Origin of the sequence: Nakamurella alba, assembly GCF_009707545.1 — a bacterium.
GTDB lineage: Bacteria > Actinomycetota > Actinomycetes > Mycobacteriales > Nakamurellaceae > Nakamurella > Nakamurella alba.
Genome location: NZ_WLYK01000001.1, coordinates 662,052 through 674,631 on the forward strand (window position 1 = coordinate 662,052; position 12,580 = coordinate 674,631).

Here is a 12,580-nt window from a genome sequence, read left to right on the forward strand (position 1 = left end):
ACGCTCGGAGCCGCTATCGTAGGTACGTACCTACAGGAGGCCGGATGACAACTGTGACATCACGGGAGTTCAATCACGACGTCAGCGCGGCCAAGCGTGCGGCCAGTGCCGGACCTGTCGTGATCACCGATCGAGGTCGTCCCGCGTACGTCTTGCTGTCCATCGATGCCTACCGTCGCTTGGCCGGCTCGAACGAAGTGACCGGTGCAGACCTGGTGACCTGGTTGGAGATGGAAGATGAGATCGAGTTCGAGCCGGAACCGCTCGAGATTGGGCCCAGAGTGCCGCGCTTGTGAACCATCTTCTCGACACGAATGTGATCAGCGAACTCCGTAAGTCCGGGAGCAGCGCCAGTCGAGCAGTTCGGAACTGGGTTGCCGGCATGGCTCCGGAGTCGCTCTTTCTGAGTGTGATCACAGTGATGGAGATCGACATCGGAGTCGGCCGGGTGGAACGGCGAGATCCTCAACAGGGCAAACGACTTCGTGCTTGGCTGGACGAACGTGTGCTGCTGGCCTTCGACCTGAGGATTCTCCCGGTGGATCTGCCGGTGGCACGCTGGGCTGCGCGGAGCCACGTCCCGGATCCGCGCCCGGAGCGCGACGCTTTGATTGCAGCGACCGCGGCCGTGCACGGGATGGTGTTGGCCACCCGGAACACTCGGGACTTCAGTGCAATGCCCGTCCAACTGTTCGACCCGTGGAGCCCTTGATCGGATCGATCTCCCGGGCACGATGATCTCCGCCAGGCCGCACCTACGCCTTGACATTGTCGGCGCTCCGCCCGTTCCGAAGGACTGCCGAGCGGGCACTGCCTTGATCATGACAGCAGCCGACAGCGGTGCCCCGGGAGGCGGAGGAACGGAGCTCCCCGGGGACATCGAGGTGACCGGAACCGAGGTCCTGGTGTGGCACCCGCGCCGGAAGCTGATGGCCGCGGCCTGGGCGGGTGGCGCGGTGCTGGTCGGGGTGGTCGCCGCAGTTGCCGGATTCTGGTGGATGTTCCTGTACGTGGGGCTGGCGCTGGTGTCGGCGCCGTTCGCCTGGTTCACGTCGGTCCGGGCCAACGCCGAGGGCATCGTCGTGATCGGCGAGCTCCGCATCCGGAGACTGCCCTGGGACCGCATCGAGCGGTTCGAGCTGGGTCCGGTCAAGGGCATCTGCGCGGTGACGACCCGGGGGAAGCGGCGCCGGGTGTTCCCGTACACGATGGTCGGGCCGGTGACCCCGGAGCGGATCACCGCCACGCTCGAGCAGCTGCGCCGCGAGGCGGCAGCTCGCACCTGATCAGCGGTGGCCGGGGAGACGGACATCGGTCCGTGGGTACTCTGCAGCATGCGCGACGCCACGGACACCAGCCCCGGCCTGACGACCCGCATGTTCTCGAACCCGCAGGTGATCCTGTTCACCGACGACGTCGAGCGGGCGGTGGCGTTCTACTGCGGGCTCGGCTTCCGTGAGGTGTTCCGGGTACCGGCCGAGGGTCGGCCGATCCACGCAGATCTGGAGATGGACGGCTACCGCATCGGATTCGCCACCCTCGATTCCTCGCGCCGGGACCACGGTCTCACGCCGGCCACCGCCGGTCAGCGCTCGACTCTGACGGTGTGGACCGCTGACACCCGAGCTGCCTACGCCGACCTCGTCGCGTCCGGGGTGCCAGCTCACCGCGAGCCGGAGGTCTGGCTCGGACGTCTGCTGATCGCGTGGGTGCTCGACCCCGACGGCAACCCGGTGCAGCTCGCCCAGGAGCTATCACCTGGTGCGACATCATCGGGACCATAAGGCCATGACGTCCGCGGACGTCAGGCCATCGCTTCGGCACCGAGTTCGACCAGGAGCACACCACCGGCGATCAGCAGGATGCCCAGCGCCATCACCCGGGTGAGCGGCTCGCGGAAGAGCCAACGGGCCAGCACCGCGGTGAGGGCGACGCCGGCCGCGGCCCAGATCCCGTACGCCACACCGAGTGCCATGCCGTGCCCGAGGGCGAAACTGAGCAGGACGAACGCGGCGACGTAGCCACCGACTACCGCCGGGATCCACTTCCGCTCGCGGAGACCACCGGACGCCCGCAGGGACATCGTCGCGCCGACCTCGCAGAGGATCGCCAGCACCAGATAGAGCCAGCTCATGCGGCGGTTTCCGCCGCGTCGCCGTTGCCGGCATCACGGCTGTGCGCCGAGGAGCCCAGTTCCACGGTCAGTACCCCGGCGATGATCAGCAGGATGCCGAGACCCATGACCAGGGTGAGCTTCTCGCCGAACAGCGCGGCGGACAGCAGTGCCGTGGCGGCGACCCCGCCGGCGCCCCAGATCCCGTAGGCCTTGCCGATCGGCATGCCGAACCGGAGGCAGATGCTGAGGAACGCGAAGGCGGACAGGTAGCCCGTCACCACCAGCAGGTACCACGCCGGATGATCCAGTGCGGCCTTCAAGGAGAGCGTCGCGATCACCTCGGAGGAGATGGCAGCGGCCAGCAGCAGCCAGAGTTTCATGACCACACCTTCATGCGAGATCGTCGGTCAGCGAGCGGATGTGGTCGAGGATCCGGTCACGGTCGTCCGGATGCGGCAGCAGCACCTCGGTGGCGTCGGCCATCCAGAGACCGTCCGCGGCGAGCCGGGCCGTGGACAGGCGGGCACGGCGGACCGGGTCGTCGATCCCGTCGACGGAGATCCACGGGCCGAGCACCGATTCCCACGGTTCGGCGAGGGCAGGGTCGGACAGGCTCTCGGTGAAGATCGCCAGGTCTGCGCGGGTGAGCCGGCCGCGGCCGACGACCGTGATGTAGGCCCGGATGCGGTGTTCCGGGGTGGCCTGCTCCAGCGGGGCGCCCAGCAGCTCGGCCATCGCGTCGACCACCCGCTGTGCCGCGTATGCCGTGACCGCGATGATCAGCTCGTTCCGCGTCGGGAAGTGATACAGCACACCACCTTTGGTGACGCCCGCTTCCTTCGCCACGGCGTCGAAGGTGACCGCCAGTGCGCCGTCGTCGTGATCGGCGAGGCGGAACGCCGCATCCAGGATCGCCGTGCGGGAACTGGGTCTCACGCATGAAACTGTACCAGCCGGTCGGTATAGTTACAGCCGCCGTCCGGCTCCGTGGGGTGAGCGGGGGCGTCCGAAAGCGTGGCGACGTGCTGGAAGGGTGTCGCACGGTCCGGGCCTGGGCAACGGTGGGTGGCGAGAACTTCGTGAAAGGGGACGGATGCCACTCGTCGACGCCACCTCTGATCCGGCGGAACAGGAATCGGAGATCGCCTGGGAACGGAACATGCTGGCGGTGGCCCGGTTCCGGTCGCACCATGACGGCTGGCCGCAGACCGACGGACGTACCGAGCCGGGGGAGCGGGAGCTGGCCCAGTGGCTCGCGGCGCAACGCCTGGGATTGATGACGTACGAACTCACGCTCATCCACCAGCAGTTGCTGGACCAGGTGGTGCCCGGCTGGCGCGCCCACACCGACCGCGCTGTTCCGGGCTGAATCATCTGGAAGAACGGGAGTGCGCTGCCGACGGCCGCAGGTCTACCGTCGATGCATGGACGTGACCGGCCAGCAGGCGGACGGGCGGTGGGACAGGGTGGTCGATCGCGTTGATCGCTCCGAGGAAGCCGGTCTGACCAAGGATGACCGACCCGTTGCGAAGAGGGATGCACTCTCCGACCCAGCACCCGGACCGCGCGTTTTCGGTCGGACCCGCCTGATGGTGCCCGCAACGTTCGATGCTGCTCTCCCGGACAGTGAGCTCGCGGCCTGGGAGTGAGAGCTCGCCACCGTCGACCGTGTGGTCATCGGGTTGCCCGCGGTTCGATGCCTGACGTGGTGACTGTCCGTCCGTCCGCCGAGCGCGGATCCTGTTGCGGCGCCGGTGCTCCGGGGATGACGATCGGGGCATGACGACGATCGACGGGCGGGATCCGCTGCCCTGGTTCCAGGACCTGTACGCCTCCTTCAACGCCCGGGACGAGGACGCCGTGCTGCGTCACTTCACGCCCGACGTGCACTGGCCGAACGGCTAGGAGGGCGGGTGGGTGACCGGGCACGAGGAGGTCAGGGCCTACTGGCTGCGGCAGTGGGGCGAGATCGACCCGGTCGTCACCCCGGTCGCCGTCACCACCGAGCCGGACGGTGCACTGGCGGTGCAGGTCCGCCAACTGGTCCGGAGTCACGCCGGCGAGATGATGTCCGACGACCTGCTCGACCACGTCTACCGCTTCCATGACGGACTGGTCCGAGAGATGACCATCCGCGGCAAGTGACCTCGGGTGGGCGGATCGCACAGTCGGATGCGGAACGAGGTGCGCTCTGCCCATCGGCAGCGGCAGCCAGCAGGTTTAGCGTGGGCATCGACCGACACGAAACCTGTCCGGAAGGGACGATGCGCATGCGCCGGCTGGAATCGGAGGACCTGGACCCGCTGACGCTGGGTGCCACGGTGCTCGGCTGCGGCGGGGGTGGCGACCCGTTCATCGCCAAGCTGATGGTCGGGCAGGCGATCGCCGACCACGGCCCGATCACCATCGCCGACCTGGACGACCTGCCCGACGACGCCCAGCTCGCCACTGTCGCCGTCATCGGTGCGCCGACGGTGATCATCGAGAAGATCCCGTCCGGCAGCGAGTTCGCCGATGCCGTCAGGGCTCTCGCCGCCTACCTGGGCCGCCCGATCGACGCGGTGATGCCCGCGGAGGTGGGCGGGATGAACACGCTGATTCCGCTGGCCGTCGCCGCCGAACTCGGCGTGCCGTGCGTGGACGCCGACGGCATGCGTCGCGCCTTCCCGCAGATCGAGATGACCACCTTCACGCTGTCCGGGCTCTCGGCGACCCCGATGAGCCTGGCCGACGAGAAGGGCAACCGGGTCGCTTTCGAGACCACCAGCAACCAGATGGCCGAGAAGCTGGTCCGCGGGTCCGTGATCATGCTCGGCCTGGCCAACGCGATCGCGCTTTACCCGATGACCGTCAAGCAGGCCAAGGAGGCGGCGATTGCCGGCTCCATGGCCTACTGCACCGAGCTGGGCGCCACCCTGCGCGCCGTGCAGCGGCACGAGTCCGACTGGGACGACCTGCTCGCGTTCACCGACGGCCGGGTCGTCTTCGAGGGCAAGATCATCGACCTGGACCGGCGCACCACCACCGGGTTCGCCCGCGGCACGGTGACGATCGAGGACTTCGCCGATCCGACGAAGGTCATGCGGATCGAGATCCAGAACGAACTGCTGCTGGCGATCGAGGACGGCCGGCCGGTGGTCACGCCGCCGGACCTGATCTGCATGCTCGACCACGAGACCGCCGAGCCCATCACCACGGAGACCCTCGCCTACGGGCAGCGGGTCCGGGTGCTGGCGATGCCCTGCGCGCCGGAGTGGCACAAGCCCGGGATGCTGGACGTGGTCGGGCCGTCGGCCTTCGGCTACGACGTCGAGTACACGCCGCTCGTGCCGGCAGCAGGGGAGTGAGCGGCATGACCGGTTCGTTGAAGATCGGCATCGACGTCGGCGGCACCAACACCGACGCGGTGGTCGTCGCCGCCGACGGCTCGGTGGTGGCCGCGACCAAGTCGGCCACCACCCCGGATCCGTTGGACGGCATCAGGTCCGCGCTCTCCACGGTGATCGCCGAGGTCGACCGCGGCGCCATCACCCAGGCGATGCTGGGCACCACGCACCCGGCGAACGCGATCATCCGCCGCCGCGACCTGCTCCGGGTCGGTGTGCTGCGGCTCGCCGCCCCGGCCACCCTCGGTGTCCGTCCGGCCGCCTCCTGGCCGGCCGACCTGCTCGCCGAGATCATCGGACCGTCGGAGATCATCCGCGGCGGCCACGAGTTCGACGGCAACGAGATCGCGCCGCTGGACGAGGACGCCGTGAAGCGGTTCGCGGCCGCCTGCGCCGGAACGGTGTCGGCCATCGCGGTGTCCGCGCCGTTCTCGCCGGCCAACACCGACCACGAGCTGCGCGCCGCGGAGATCCTGGCCGCGGAACTCGGCCCGGACCACCAGATCTCGGTCAGCCACGCGGTCGGCGCGCTCGGCCTGCTGGAGCGGGAGAACGCGACGATCCTGAACGCCTCGCTGCTCGGCGTGGCGCGCACCGTCATCGACGGCTTCCGGGCGGCGCTGCTGGCCAACGAGCTGGACGTCGAGTCCTACCTGACCCAGAACGACGGCACGCTGATGACCGTCGAGGACGCCGCGCGGTTCCCGGTGCTGTCACTGGGATCCGGGCCGACCAACTCGATGCGCGGTGCCTGCAGCCTGGCCGGTCTGTCCGATGCGCTGGTGATCGACGTCGGCGGCACCTCCGCCGACGTCGGGGTGCTCGCCGACGGCTTCCCGCGGGAGTCGGCGGCGGCCGTCGAGGTCGGCGGGGTACGGACCAACTTCCGCATGCCGGACCTGATCTCGATCGGCCTGGGCGGCGGGTCGATCGTCACCGGTGGCCCGGGCGAGGTCACCGTCGGGCCGGACTCGGTGGGCTACCGGGTGGTCGACGAGGCGCTGGTGCGCGGCGGGTCCACCCTGACGCTGTCCGACATCTCGGTGCGCGGCGGGCGTCTCACCGGATTCGGTGATCCGGGCCTGGTCGAGGGCGTGCCGCAGCAGGTGGTCGACGCGGCGCTGGAGTGGGTGGACCGGCAGATCCGCCACATGACCGACCGGATGAAGCCGAGCCGGCACGAGATGCCGCTGATCGCGGTCGGCGGCGGTTCGCACCTGGTGCCGGACGTGATCCCGGGCATCTCCGAGGTGGTGCGGCCGCCGCACCACGCGGTGGCCAACGCCTACGGTGCGGCGATCGCCGAGGCGTCCGGTTCCATCGACCGGGTCTTCCGTTACGACGACAGCAGCCGCGAGGCCTGCCTGGACGAGGCGCGCCGGCTGGCCACCGAGGCGGCCGTCCGGTCCGGGGCCGACCCGGCCCGGATCCGGGTGACCGCCGTGCACGAGGTCCCGCTGACCTACGTGCCCGGCCAGGCCTGCCGGGTCCAGGTCAAGGCCGCCGGCCCGCTGGCATGACCGGGCAGGACGCCGCGTCGATCTGGCTGGCCTACAACGTCGCGGAGAACCGGGCCGACTTCGCGACGATGTCCACCCTGGTCGCGCCGGACCTGGTCGCGACCGTGAACGGGGTCCCCGCGGTGTCGTCCGCCGAGGAGGACGAGCGGGCCATGCGGCGGCTGCTCGAGCAGTACCCGGACTACCGCCGCGAGGTGGTCGAGGTGATCGCTGCCGGGGAGCGGGCCACCGCGCGCTGGCGGATGCGCGGCACCCCGGCCGATCCCGCGCACCCGGTCCTCGACGTCCAGGGCTGCTCGATCGTCACCGCCGCCGACGGGGTGATGACCGGGGCCGCCCTGTACTACCAGGGCGATGCACTGGACGCGTCGCTGTCCGGGAATCCCGGGTGACCGGGTACCCGGTGGCGGACTGCCACAACGACCTGTTGCTGGCGGTGCGGCACCAGCGCGAACGAGGGCACGTCGATCCGTTCGGCGAGTTCTGGTTGCCGCAGCTGGAGGCCGGCGGCGTCCGGCTGCAGGTGCTGCCGGTGTGCACCGAGGAGCAGTTCGTCGGGGAGGGCGCCCTGCGCCGGGCGCTGCTGCTGCTCCAGGAGGCCCGCCACCTCGCCGACGTGCATGCCGAGCGGGTGGCGATCGTGGAGAACTCCGCGCAGATCACCGAGGTCCTCGAGTCCGGCCGGATCGCGCTGCTGCTCGCGATCGAGGGCGCCGAACCGGTGGGCCACTCGCTCGAACTGCTGGACGTGTTGCAGCGCACCGGGATCCGGATGTGCTCGCTGTCCTGGAACCGGCGCACGCAGATGGCCGACGGGGTCGCCGAGCAGGACACCGGAGGCCGGCTGACCCGGCTCGGTGTCGACGCGGTCCGCCGGATGGAGCAGATCGGCGTGGTGGTGGACGTCTCACACCTGTCCGAGGCCGGCTTCTTCCACCTCGCCGACGTGGCCCGCCGTCCGTTCCTCGCCTCGCACTCCTCGTGCCGGGCCCTGACCGACCACCCGCGCAACCTCTCCGACGAGCAGCTCGGGGTGCTCGCCGACACCGGTGGTTTCGTCGCGCTGAACGCGTTCGGCCCGTTCCTCACTGATGCACCGACCCCGGGCGTGGCCGACTACCTGGACCACGTCGAACATGCGCTGGGCATCCTGGGCCCGGACCGGGTCGGCCTCGGCACCGACTTCATCGACGACGTCGCCGATGTCGTGGACCCGATCTTCACCGGGCTGCTGGTCGACCGCACCACGATCCCGGTGACCGCCGGACTGCAGCGGCCCGCCGACCTGCCCGGACTGGCCGCGGCCATGGAGCAGCGGCTCGGCGCGGACCTGACCCGGAAGGTGATGGGCGGCAACCTGATCGCCTTCCTCTCCTCGGCGATCTGACACAGCCCGGTAGCGTCCGTGCCACCGGGAGCGGAGGAGGACTCGATGGCCCAGGAACCGGAGCCCACCTCCAGGGTCGGGGTGCGCGACGTCCTGGGCCTACCCGGGCTGACGGGGGCGGAGCTGCTCGGCGGCGCGCCGGCACTGGACCGCCGGCTGTCCCGGGTCCGCCTCGTGCCGCACACCTGGACCGGCGCGGCGGACCTGTCCGGGGCCGCCTACGTGCTGGACGGTCACCGGCTGCACCGCGACACCTTCGTGGTGGACACCACGCTGCGCCGGATGGAGGAGGCGGGGGCGGCACTGCTGGTCGTCGTCGCGCCGGCCCAGCCGATCGGCCTGTCCGCCGGACGACTGGCCGACAAGCTCGGCCTCGCGCTGGTCCGGATCGACGGCGATGTGCTCGAGGTGGCCGACGGCATGCGGGATCTCGTCGAGGCGCCGCTGCGCACGGTGGCCCGGCTGTTGCTCGAGGCGCTGGACGCCGTCGCACGGACCGGCCCCGGGATCGCCGACGTGCTGGGCACCCTGGACCGGGCGTTGGCCGCCCGCAGCAGTCTGGTCGGGTCGGAGGGCGAGGTGGTGGCGGGTGCTCCCCTCGATCCTCCGGTCCCCGGCCGGGACCGGCTGGCGGTACCGGTGCGATCGACGACCGGCACGGGAACTCTTGTGGTGCAACCGGTTCCGCCGGCCCGCGGGGAGCAGCCGGCGTTCTGGCTGGTGCTGACCGATGACTCCGGATCGTCGACCAACGCCGAGCTGCTGACCCGGATCGCCGGTCCGGCGGCGGCACAGCTCGCCACCCGGCTGCTGTCCGACCGGCTGGAACGGGAGCGGGACGCCCGGGCCCGGATCGGCGCGCTGAACTCGATCCTGGCGGTGGGCGAGCGGCCGTCCGCCGAGTTGGTCGGGCAGCTCGGGCTGCTCGGCTGGTCCACCGACGGCTGGTGCACGGCCCTGCACCTGAGGATCGCCGGGCCGGTCGAGCGGGTCGACCCGGCCCGGATCCCGGTGCTCACCGACGCTCTCGCCTCCGTGCTGGAGCGCGTGTTCCCCGGGCCGCTGATCGAACGGCCGGACGGCTGGAGCTCGTGGACCACGACCCCGACCGAACCGCCGGCCACCTCCTACCGCCTGCTGGTGACGGACCTCCGGCGGGCGCTGCAGGAGTTCGTGACCGGCCGGGACGGCCTCCGGGTGCACGCCGGCATCGGCCGCCCGTATGCGGGCGTGGTCGGACTGCGGCAGAGCCTGGCGGAGAGCCGCGAGGCGGCGACCGTCGCGCAGGCCACCGGATCGCGCACGGCCGTGCAGCACGTCGACGAGCTCGGCGTACAAAGGATTCTCGTCGGCTGGTACACCTCCGACGAGTTCGGCGACTTCGCCCGGACCCTGCTGCGACCGATCACCGCCATCGACCCGGGGGAGGACCTGCTGCGCACGCTGGCCGTCCACCTGGACAACGAGTCGTCGCCGACCGCCACCGCCGATGTGCTCGGCGTGCACCGGAACACGGTGATCAACCGGATCGCCCGGATCCGTCAGGCGCTGCAGGTCGACCTGGACGACCCGGACCAGCGGCTCGCCGTGCAGCTGGCCTGCCGGGTGGTCGGTCTCGGCGGCTGAGCAGGTCGCGGATCGGCGGACATCGCCGGCCGGTGGGAGCCGGCGGATCGTCAGGCTCGGTGCCGCTCACCACCGCCGGCAGCGAGGAACCGGGCCCCGAGATCCCGCACCGCCGCCCGCAACTCCGGCCCATCCACCACGGTGAACGGCGAGGGCAGCACGGCCAGCTGTTCCGCGTACCAGTACGGGTTCCCGGTGGTCGCGGACAAATGGCAGCGCAGGTCGTCGACCGCCGTCAATCGGCCGAGGGAGCGGGGCAGCACCCGGCGCACCTTCTCCAGCGGGGCGTCGATGTCCACCTCCACCCGGTACTCCCAGCCCACGGCCAGGTGCTCCTCCAGCAGTCCGACCGGGTCGAGATCCGCCGGAGGAACGAAGGTCTCGTCGGTGACGGTCACCTGCTGCACCCGGTCGATGCGGTAGGCGCGCAGCGTTCCGGAGTCCGATGTGCTGCGCCCCAACAGGTACCAGCGACCGTGCCGGACCACCACCGCCCAGGCCTGCACCTGCGCGGTCCACGCGCGGCCGGCCTCGGAGCGGTAGTCGAGGTGCACCACCCGGTGCCGCTGCACCGCCTGCACCAGGGTGGTGGTGGTGCCGGCGTCCGGCCGGGCCGCCGCCCGGTCCGGCGCGGCGGTGGTGCTCTGCCGGACGACCTCCGCCGCCGCGGCCACCGGTTCCGGCAGCGCCCGGACGATCTTGGCCAGGGCGCTGCCGGCCGGGTCGGCGCGGTCCGCGGCGTCGTGGTGCCCGTCCAGCACGGCCATCACCAGGCCGAGTGCCTCACCGCCGGTGAAGACCAGCGGCGGCAGCCGGAGGCCGCGGCCCATCCGGTACCCGCCGTACGGACCACGCACCGATTCGATCGCGATGCCGGCGTCCCGCAGCACCGTCACGCAGCGGCGGGCGGCACGCTCGGAGACCTCCAGCTCGTCGGCGATCCGCTGGGCCGTCACCCCGGGATTCGCCTGGATCAGCTCGAGCGTGCGCAGGGCGCGCGCGGTCGGTCCGATGTCCTGTGCGGCGGTCACGAACACCTCCAGGTCGGATAGCGGACGCTCTACGTCCGGAACCGGACCTAGTGTGCCGCACATGGACGCCGTGGAGACCCTGGACACCCGGATCGACGAGCCCGGCCGCCGGCCGGGGGAGGCGGGGATGCTGCTGTTCGCGCTGCGCCGCTCGCGGGCGCAGTTCGCCTGGAAGGTGGGTGGGCTGGATGCCGAGCAGCTGGCCAGGCCGATGCCGCCCAGCTCGATGACCATCGGCGGGCTGGTCAAGCACCTGGCCCTGGTCGAGGAGCAGAAGATCGCGCTCGCGCTGACCGGGCGCCCGCCGGCGCCGCCGTGGGACACCCACGAGCCGGACACCGAGTGGACGTCGGCGGCCGCCGACACCCCGGAGCAGCTCTACGGCCTGTGGCGGGCGACCGTGGCCCGCGCGGAGGCCGCGCTCGCCGGGCTCACCGACGCGGACCTCGACCGGCCGGTGGCGGTCTGGCCGTGGGAGGGGGAGCCGCCGAACGTGCGGTTGCTGCTGGTCGACCTGCACGACGAGTACGCGCGACACGTCGGGCACGCGGACCTGTTCCGGGAGCGGATCGACGGCCTCACCGGTGAGGACCCGCCGCAACCGGAATGAGCCGGCGTGGACAGGCGCAACGCGGGAACCACTCCGGTCGTGATCGAACGGGACCTGACCCTGGCCGACGGCCGCACGCTGCATGTCTACGACACCGGGGAGCCGGGCGACGGCCGCACCGCGGTCGTCTGGCACCACGGCTCGCCGAACATCGGAGCACCGCCCCGTCCGTTGTTCGCCGCGGCCGATCGGCTCGGCCTGCGCTGGCTGTCCTACGACCGGCCGTCCTACGGCGGGTCCACGCCCCGTCCTGGCCGTGACATCGCCGCTGCAGCAGCGGATGTCGAGGCGCTGGTGGATGCCGCGGACGTCGGCTCGTTCGCACTGGTCGGGCACAGCGGCGGTGCCAGCCATGCGCTGGCCTCCGCGGCGCTGCTGCCGGACCGCGCGCTCGGGGTGCTGTCCATCGCCCCGATGGCGCCGCTGCAGCAGTGGCAGGCCGACGGCCTGGACTACTGGGCAGGCATGATCCCGTCCGGGGTGGACTCGTTGCAGGCCGCTGCGCAGGGTGCCGCGGCCAAGGAGGCCTACGAGGCGTCCGGCGCCGACTACGACCCGGGGTTCACCGCGGCGGACATGGACACCTTCCGCAGCGACTGGGCCTGGCTCGACGAGGTGGTCGGGCCCGGCACCGCGAACGGACCCGGCGGGCTGATCGCCGACGACCTGGCCTACGTCGGTGACTGGGGCTTCGACGTCGCCGACATCCGTTGCCCGGTCCTGGTCCTCACCGGCGGGCAGGACCGGATCGCACCCGCCGCGCACGGCGGCTGGATCGCGGACCGGGCGCCGCAGGGCGAGCAGCAGCACCACCCGGAGGACGGCCACCTCTCCGTGCTCCGCCACGCGGAGGCGGCGCTGGAGCTGCTGGCCGGCCGGATCCGCTGAGCGTCACCGGCGAGGC

Annotated in this window: 19 protein-coding genes; 15 read left to right on the top strand and 4 right to left on the bottom strand. The window is 71.3% G+C overall.

Going from position 1 to position 12,580, the window contains the following annotated elements; genetic code table 11:
- Nucleotides 1–44 precede the first annotated feature (44 nt).
- The 4 genes from GIS00_RS02905 to GIS00_RS02920 all read left to right on the top strand — a co-directional run bounded on the left by GIS00_RS02905 (nt 45) and on the right by GIS00_RS02920 (nt 1,784).
- Nucleotides 45–296 (top strand): type II toxin-antitoxin system Phd/YefM family antitoxin, encoded by a 252-nt coding sequence (locus tag GIS00_RS02905; RefSeq protein WP_154766875.1) that lies wholly within the window; start codon nt 45–47, stop codon nt 294–296.
- Nucleotides 293–712, top strand: a complete 420-nt coding sequence (locus tag GIS00_RS02910; RefSeq protein WP_322097401.1) for a type II toxin-antitoxin system VapC family toxin — start codon at nt 293–295, stop codon at nt 710–712. The genes GIS00_RS02905 and GIS00_RS02910 overlap by 4 nt, the downstream gene beginning before the upstream one ends.
- Nucleotides 713–884: 172 nt before the next feature.
- On the top strand, nt 885–1,286 hold the full coding sequence (locus tag GIS00_RS02915; RefSeq protein WP_154766876.1) for a hypothetical protein: 402 nt from the start codon (nt 885–887) through the stop codon (nt 1,284–1,286).
- Between the two features lie 48 nt (nt 1,287–1,334).
- A complete protein-coding gene (locus GIS00_RS02920) occupies nt 1,335–1,784 on the top strand; it encodes a VOC family protein (protein ID WP_154766877.1) in 450 nt (149 codons plus the stop codon).
- 20 nt (nt 1,785–1,804) lie between these two features.
- Here GIS00_RS02920 and GIS00_RS02925 read toward each other — a convergent pair whose 3' ends face one another.
- Genes GIS00_RS02925 through GIS00_RS02935 form a run of 3 tightly spaced genes read right to left on the bottom strand, consistent with a single transcriptional unit; the run spans nt 1,805 to nt 3,052 of the window.
- Entirely contained in the window at nt 1,805–2,134 is a 330-nt protein-coding gene (locus tag GIS00_RS02925) for a DMT family transporter (protein ID WP_154766878.1), read from the bottom strand.
- On the bottom strand, nt 2,131–2,496 hold the full coding sequence (locus GIS00_RS02930; RefSeq protein WP_154766879.1) for a DMT family transporter: 366 nt from the start codon (nt 2,494–2,496) through the stop codon (nt 2,131–2,133). The genes GIS00_RS02925 and GIS00_RS02930 overlap by 4 nt, the downstream gene beginning before the upstream one ends.
- A gap of 10 nt (nt 2,497–2,506) precedes the next feature.
- Nucleotides 2,507–3,052, bottom strand: a complete 546-nt coding sequence (locus GIS00_RS02935) for a TetR/AcrR family transcriptional regulator (RefSeq protein WP_154766880.1) — start codon at nt 3,050–3,052, stop codon at nt 2,507–2,509.
- Between the two features lie 157 nt (nt 3,053–3,209).
- Here GIS00_RS02935 and GIS00_RS02940 point away from each other — a divergent pair, with 157 nt between their 5' ends.
- From GIS00_RS02940 to GIS00_RS02975, 9 genes are all read left to right on the top strand, one after another.
- The gene (locus GIS00_RS02940; RefSeq protein WP_154766881.1) at nt 3,210–3,485 is read left to right on the top strand and encodes a hypothetical protein; all 276 of its coding nucleotides are present in this window, start codon (nt 3,210–3,212) and stop codon (nt 3,483–3,485) included.
- Between the two features lie 55 nt (nt 3,486–3,540).
- Nucleotides 3,541–3,765: a type II toxin-antitoxin system prevent-host-death family antitoxin gene (locus tag GIS00_RS02945; protein WP_154766882.1), complete on the top strand. Its 225-nt coding sequence runs from the start codon at nt 3,541–3,543 to the stop codon at nt 3,763–3,765.
- 130 nt (nt 3,766–3,895) lie between these two features.
- Nucleotides 3,896–4,021: a nuclear transport factor 2-like protein gene (locus tag GIS00_RS28280; RefSeq protein ID WP_255454595.1), complete on the top strand. Its 126-nt coding sequence runs from the start codon at nt 3,896–3,898 to the stop codon at nt 4,019–4,021.
- A gap of 12 nt (nt 4,022–4,033) precedes the next feature.
- Nucleotides 4,034–4,261, top strand: coding sequence for a hypothetical protein (locus GIS00_RS27185; RefSeq protein WP_230312733.1), 228 nt, complete (start codon nt 4,034–4,036; stop codon nt 4,259–4,261).
- Nucleotides 4,262–4,386: 125 nt separating this feature from the next.
- Entirely contained in the window at nt 4,387–5,463 is a 1,077-nt protein-coding gene (locus GIS00_RS02955) for a DUF917 domain-containing protein (RefSeq protein WP_154766883.1), read from the top strand.
- A 5-nt stretch (nt 5,464–5,468) separates the two neighbouring features.
- Nucleotides 5,469–7,022 carry a hydantoinase/oxoprolinase family protein gene (locus tag GIS00_RS02960; protein ID WP_154766884.1) on the top strand — a complete coding sequence of 518 codons (1,554 nt, stop codon included), beginning with the start codon at nt 5,469–5,471 and terminating at the stop codon, nt 7,020–7,022.
- A complete protein-coding gene (locus GIS00_RS02965; RefSeq protein WP_154766885.1) occupies nt 7,019–7,414 on the top strand; it encodes a nuclear transport factor 2 family protein in 396 nt (131 codons plus the stop codon). The genes GIS00_RS02960 and GIS00_RS02965 overlap by 4 nt, the downstream gene beginning before the upstream one ends.
- Nucleotides 7,411–8,409, top strand: coding sequence for a dipeptidase (locus tag GIS00_RS02970; protein WP_322097402.1), 999 nt, complete (start codon nt 7,411–7,413; stop codon nt 8,407–8,409). Before GIS00_RS02965 ends, GIS00_RS02970 begins: the two co-directional genes overlap by 4 nt.
- 45 nt (nt 8,410–8,454) lie before the next feature.
- Nucleotides 8,455–10,035, top strand: coding sequence for a helix-turn-helix domain-containing protein (locus GIS00_RS02975; protein WP_154766887.1), 1,581 nt, complete (start codon nt 8,455–8,457; stop codon nt 10,033–10,035).
- 50 nt (nt 10,036–10,085) lie between these two features.
- Here GIS00_RS02975 and GIS00_RS02980 read toward each other — a convergent pair whose 3' ends face one another.
- Nucleotides 10,086–11,066, bottom strand: coding sequence for a helix-turn-helix transcriptional regulator (locus tag GIS00_RS02980; RefSeq protein ID WP_322097403.1), 981 nt, complete (start codon nt 11,064–11,066; stop codon nt 10,086–10,088).
- A gap of 61 nt (nt 11,067–11,127) precedes the next feature.
- On the opposite strand from GIS00_RS02980, the gene GIS00_RS02985 reads away from it, so the two are divergent.
- Together GIS00_RS02985 and GIS00_RS02990 are read left to right on the top strand one after the other, a co-directional pair.
- Nucleotides 11,128–11,676, top strand: a complete 549-nt coding sequence (locus GIS00_RS02985) for a DinB family protein (protein ID WP_154766889.1) — start codon at nt 11,128–11,130, stop codon at nt 11,674–11,676.
- A 6-nt stretch (nt 11,677–11,682) separates the two neighbouring features.
- Nucleotides 11,683–12,564 carry an alpha/beta fold hydrolase gene (locus GIS00_RS02990; protein ID WP_322097404.1) on the top strand — a complete coding sequence of 294 codons (882 nt, stop codon included), beginning with the start codon at nt 11,683–11,685 and terminating at the stop codon, nt 12,562–12,564.
- Nucleotides 12,565–12,580: the final 16 nt, after the last annotated feature.

Excerpts from the sequence above, each read along its gene's own strand:
- GIS00_RS02905 (WP_154766875.1), top strand. The coding sequence starts at position 45 with ATGACAACTGTGACATCACGGGAGTTCAATCACGACGTCAGCGCGGCC.
- GIS00_RS02920 (WP_154766877.1), top strand. The coding sequence starts at position 1,335 with ATGCGCGACGCCACGGACACCAGCCCCGGCCTGACGACCCGCATGTTC.
- GIS00_RS02925 (WP_154766878.1), bottom strand. The coding sequence starts at position 2,134 with ATGAGCTGGCTCTATCTGGTGCTGGCGATCCTCTGCGAGGTCGGCGCG.
- GIS00_RS02930 (WP_154766879.1), bottom strand. The coding sequence starts at position 2,496 with ATGAAACTCTGGCTGCTGCTGGCCGCTGCCATCTCCTCCGAGGTGATC.
- GIS00_RS02940 (WP_154766881.1), top strand. The coding sequence starts at position 3,210 with ATGCCACTCGTCGACGCCACCTCTGATCCGGCGGAACAGGAATCGGAG.
- GIS00_RS02945 (WP_154766882.1), top strand. The coding sequence starts at position 3,541 with ATGGACGTGACCGGCCAGCAGGCGGACGGGCGGTGGGACAGGGTGGTC.
- GIS00_RS28280 (WP_255454595.1), top strand. The coding sequence starts at position 3,896 with ATGACGACGATCGACGGGCGGGATCCGCTGCCCTGGTTCCAGGACCTG.
- GIS00_RS02955 (WP_154766883.1), top strand. The coding sequence starts at position 4,387 with ATGCGCCGGCTGGAATCGGAGGACCTGGACCCGCTGACGCTGGGTGCC.
- GIS00_RS02960 (WP_154766884.1), top strand. The coding sequence starts at position 5,469 with ATGACCGGTTCGTTGAAGATCGGCATCGACGTCGGCGGCACCAACACC.
- GIS00_RS02965 (WP_154766885.1), top strand. The coding sequence starts at position 7,019 with ATGACCGGGCAGGACGCCGCGTCGATCTGGCTGGCCTACAACGTCGCG.
- GIS00_RS02975 (WP_154766887.1), top strand. The coding sequence starts at position 8,455 with ATGGCCCAGGAACCGGAGCCCACCTCCAGGGTCGGGGTGCGCGACGTC.
- GIS00_RS02985 (WP_154766889.1), top strand. The coding sequence starts at position 11,128 with ATGGACGCCGTGGAGACCCTGGACACCCGGATCGACGAGCCCGGCCGC.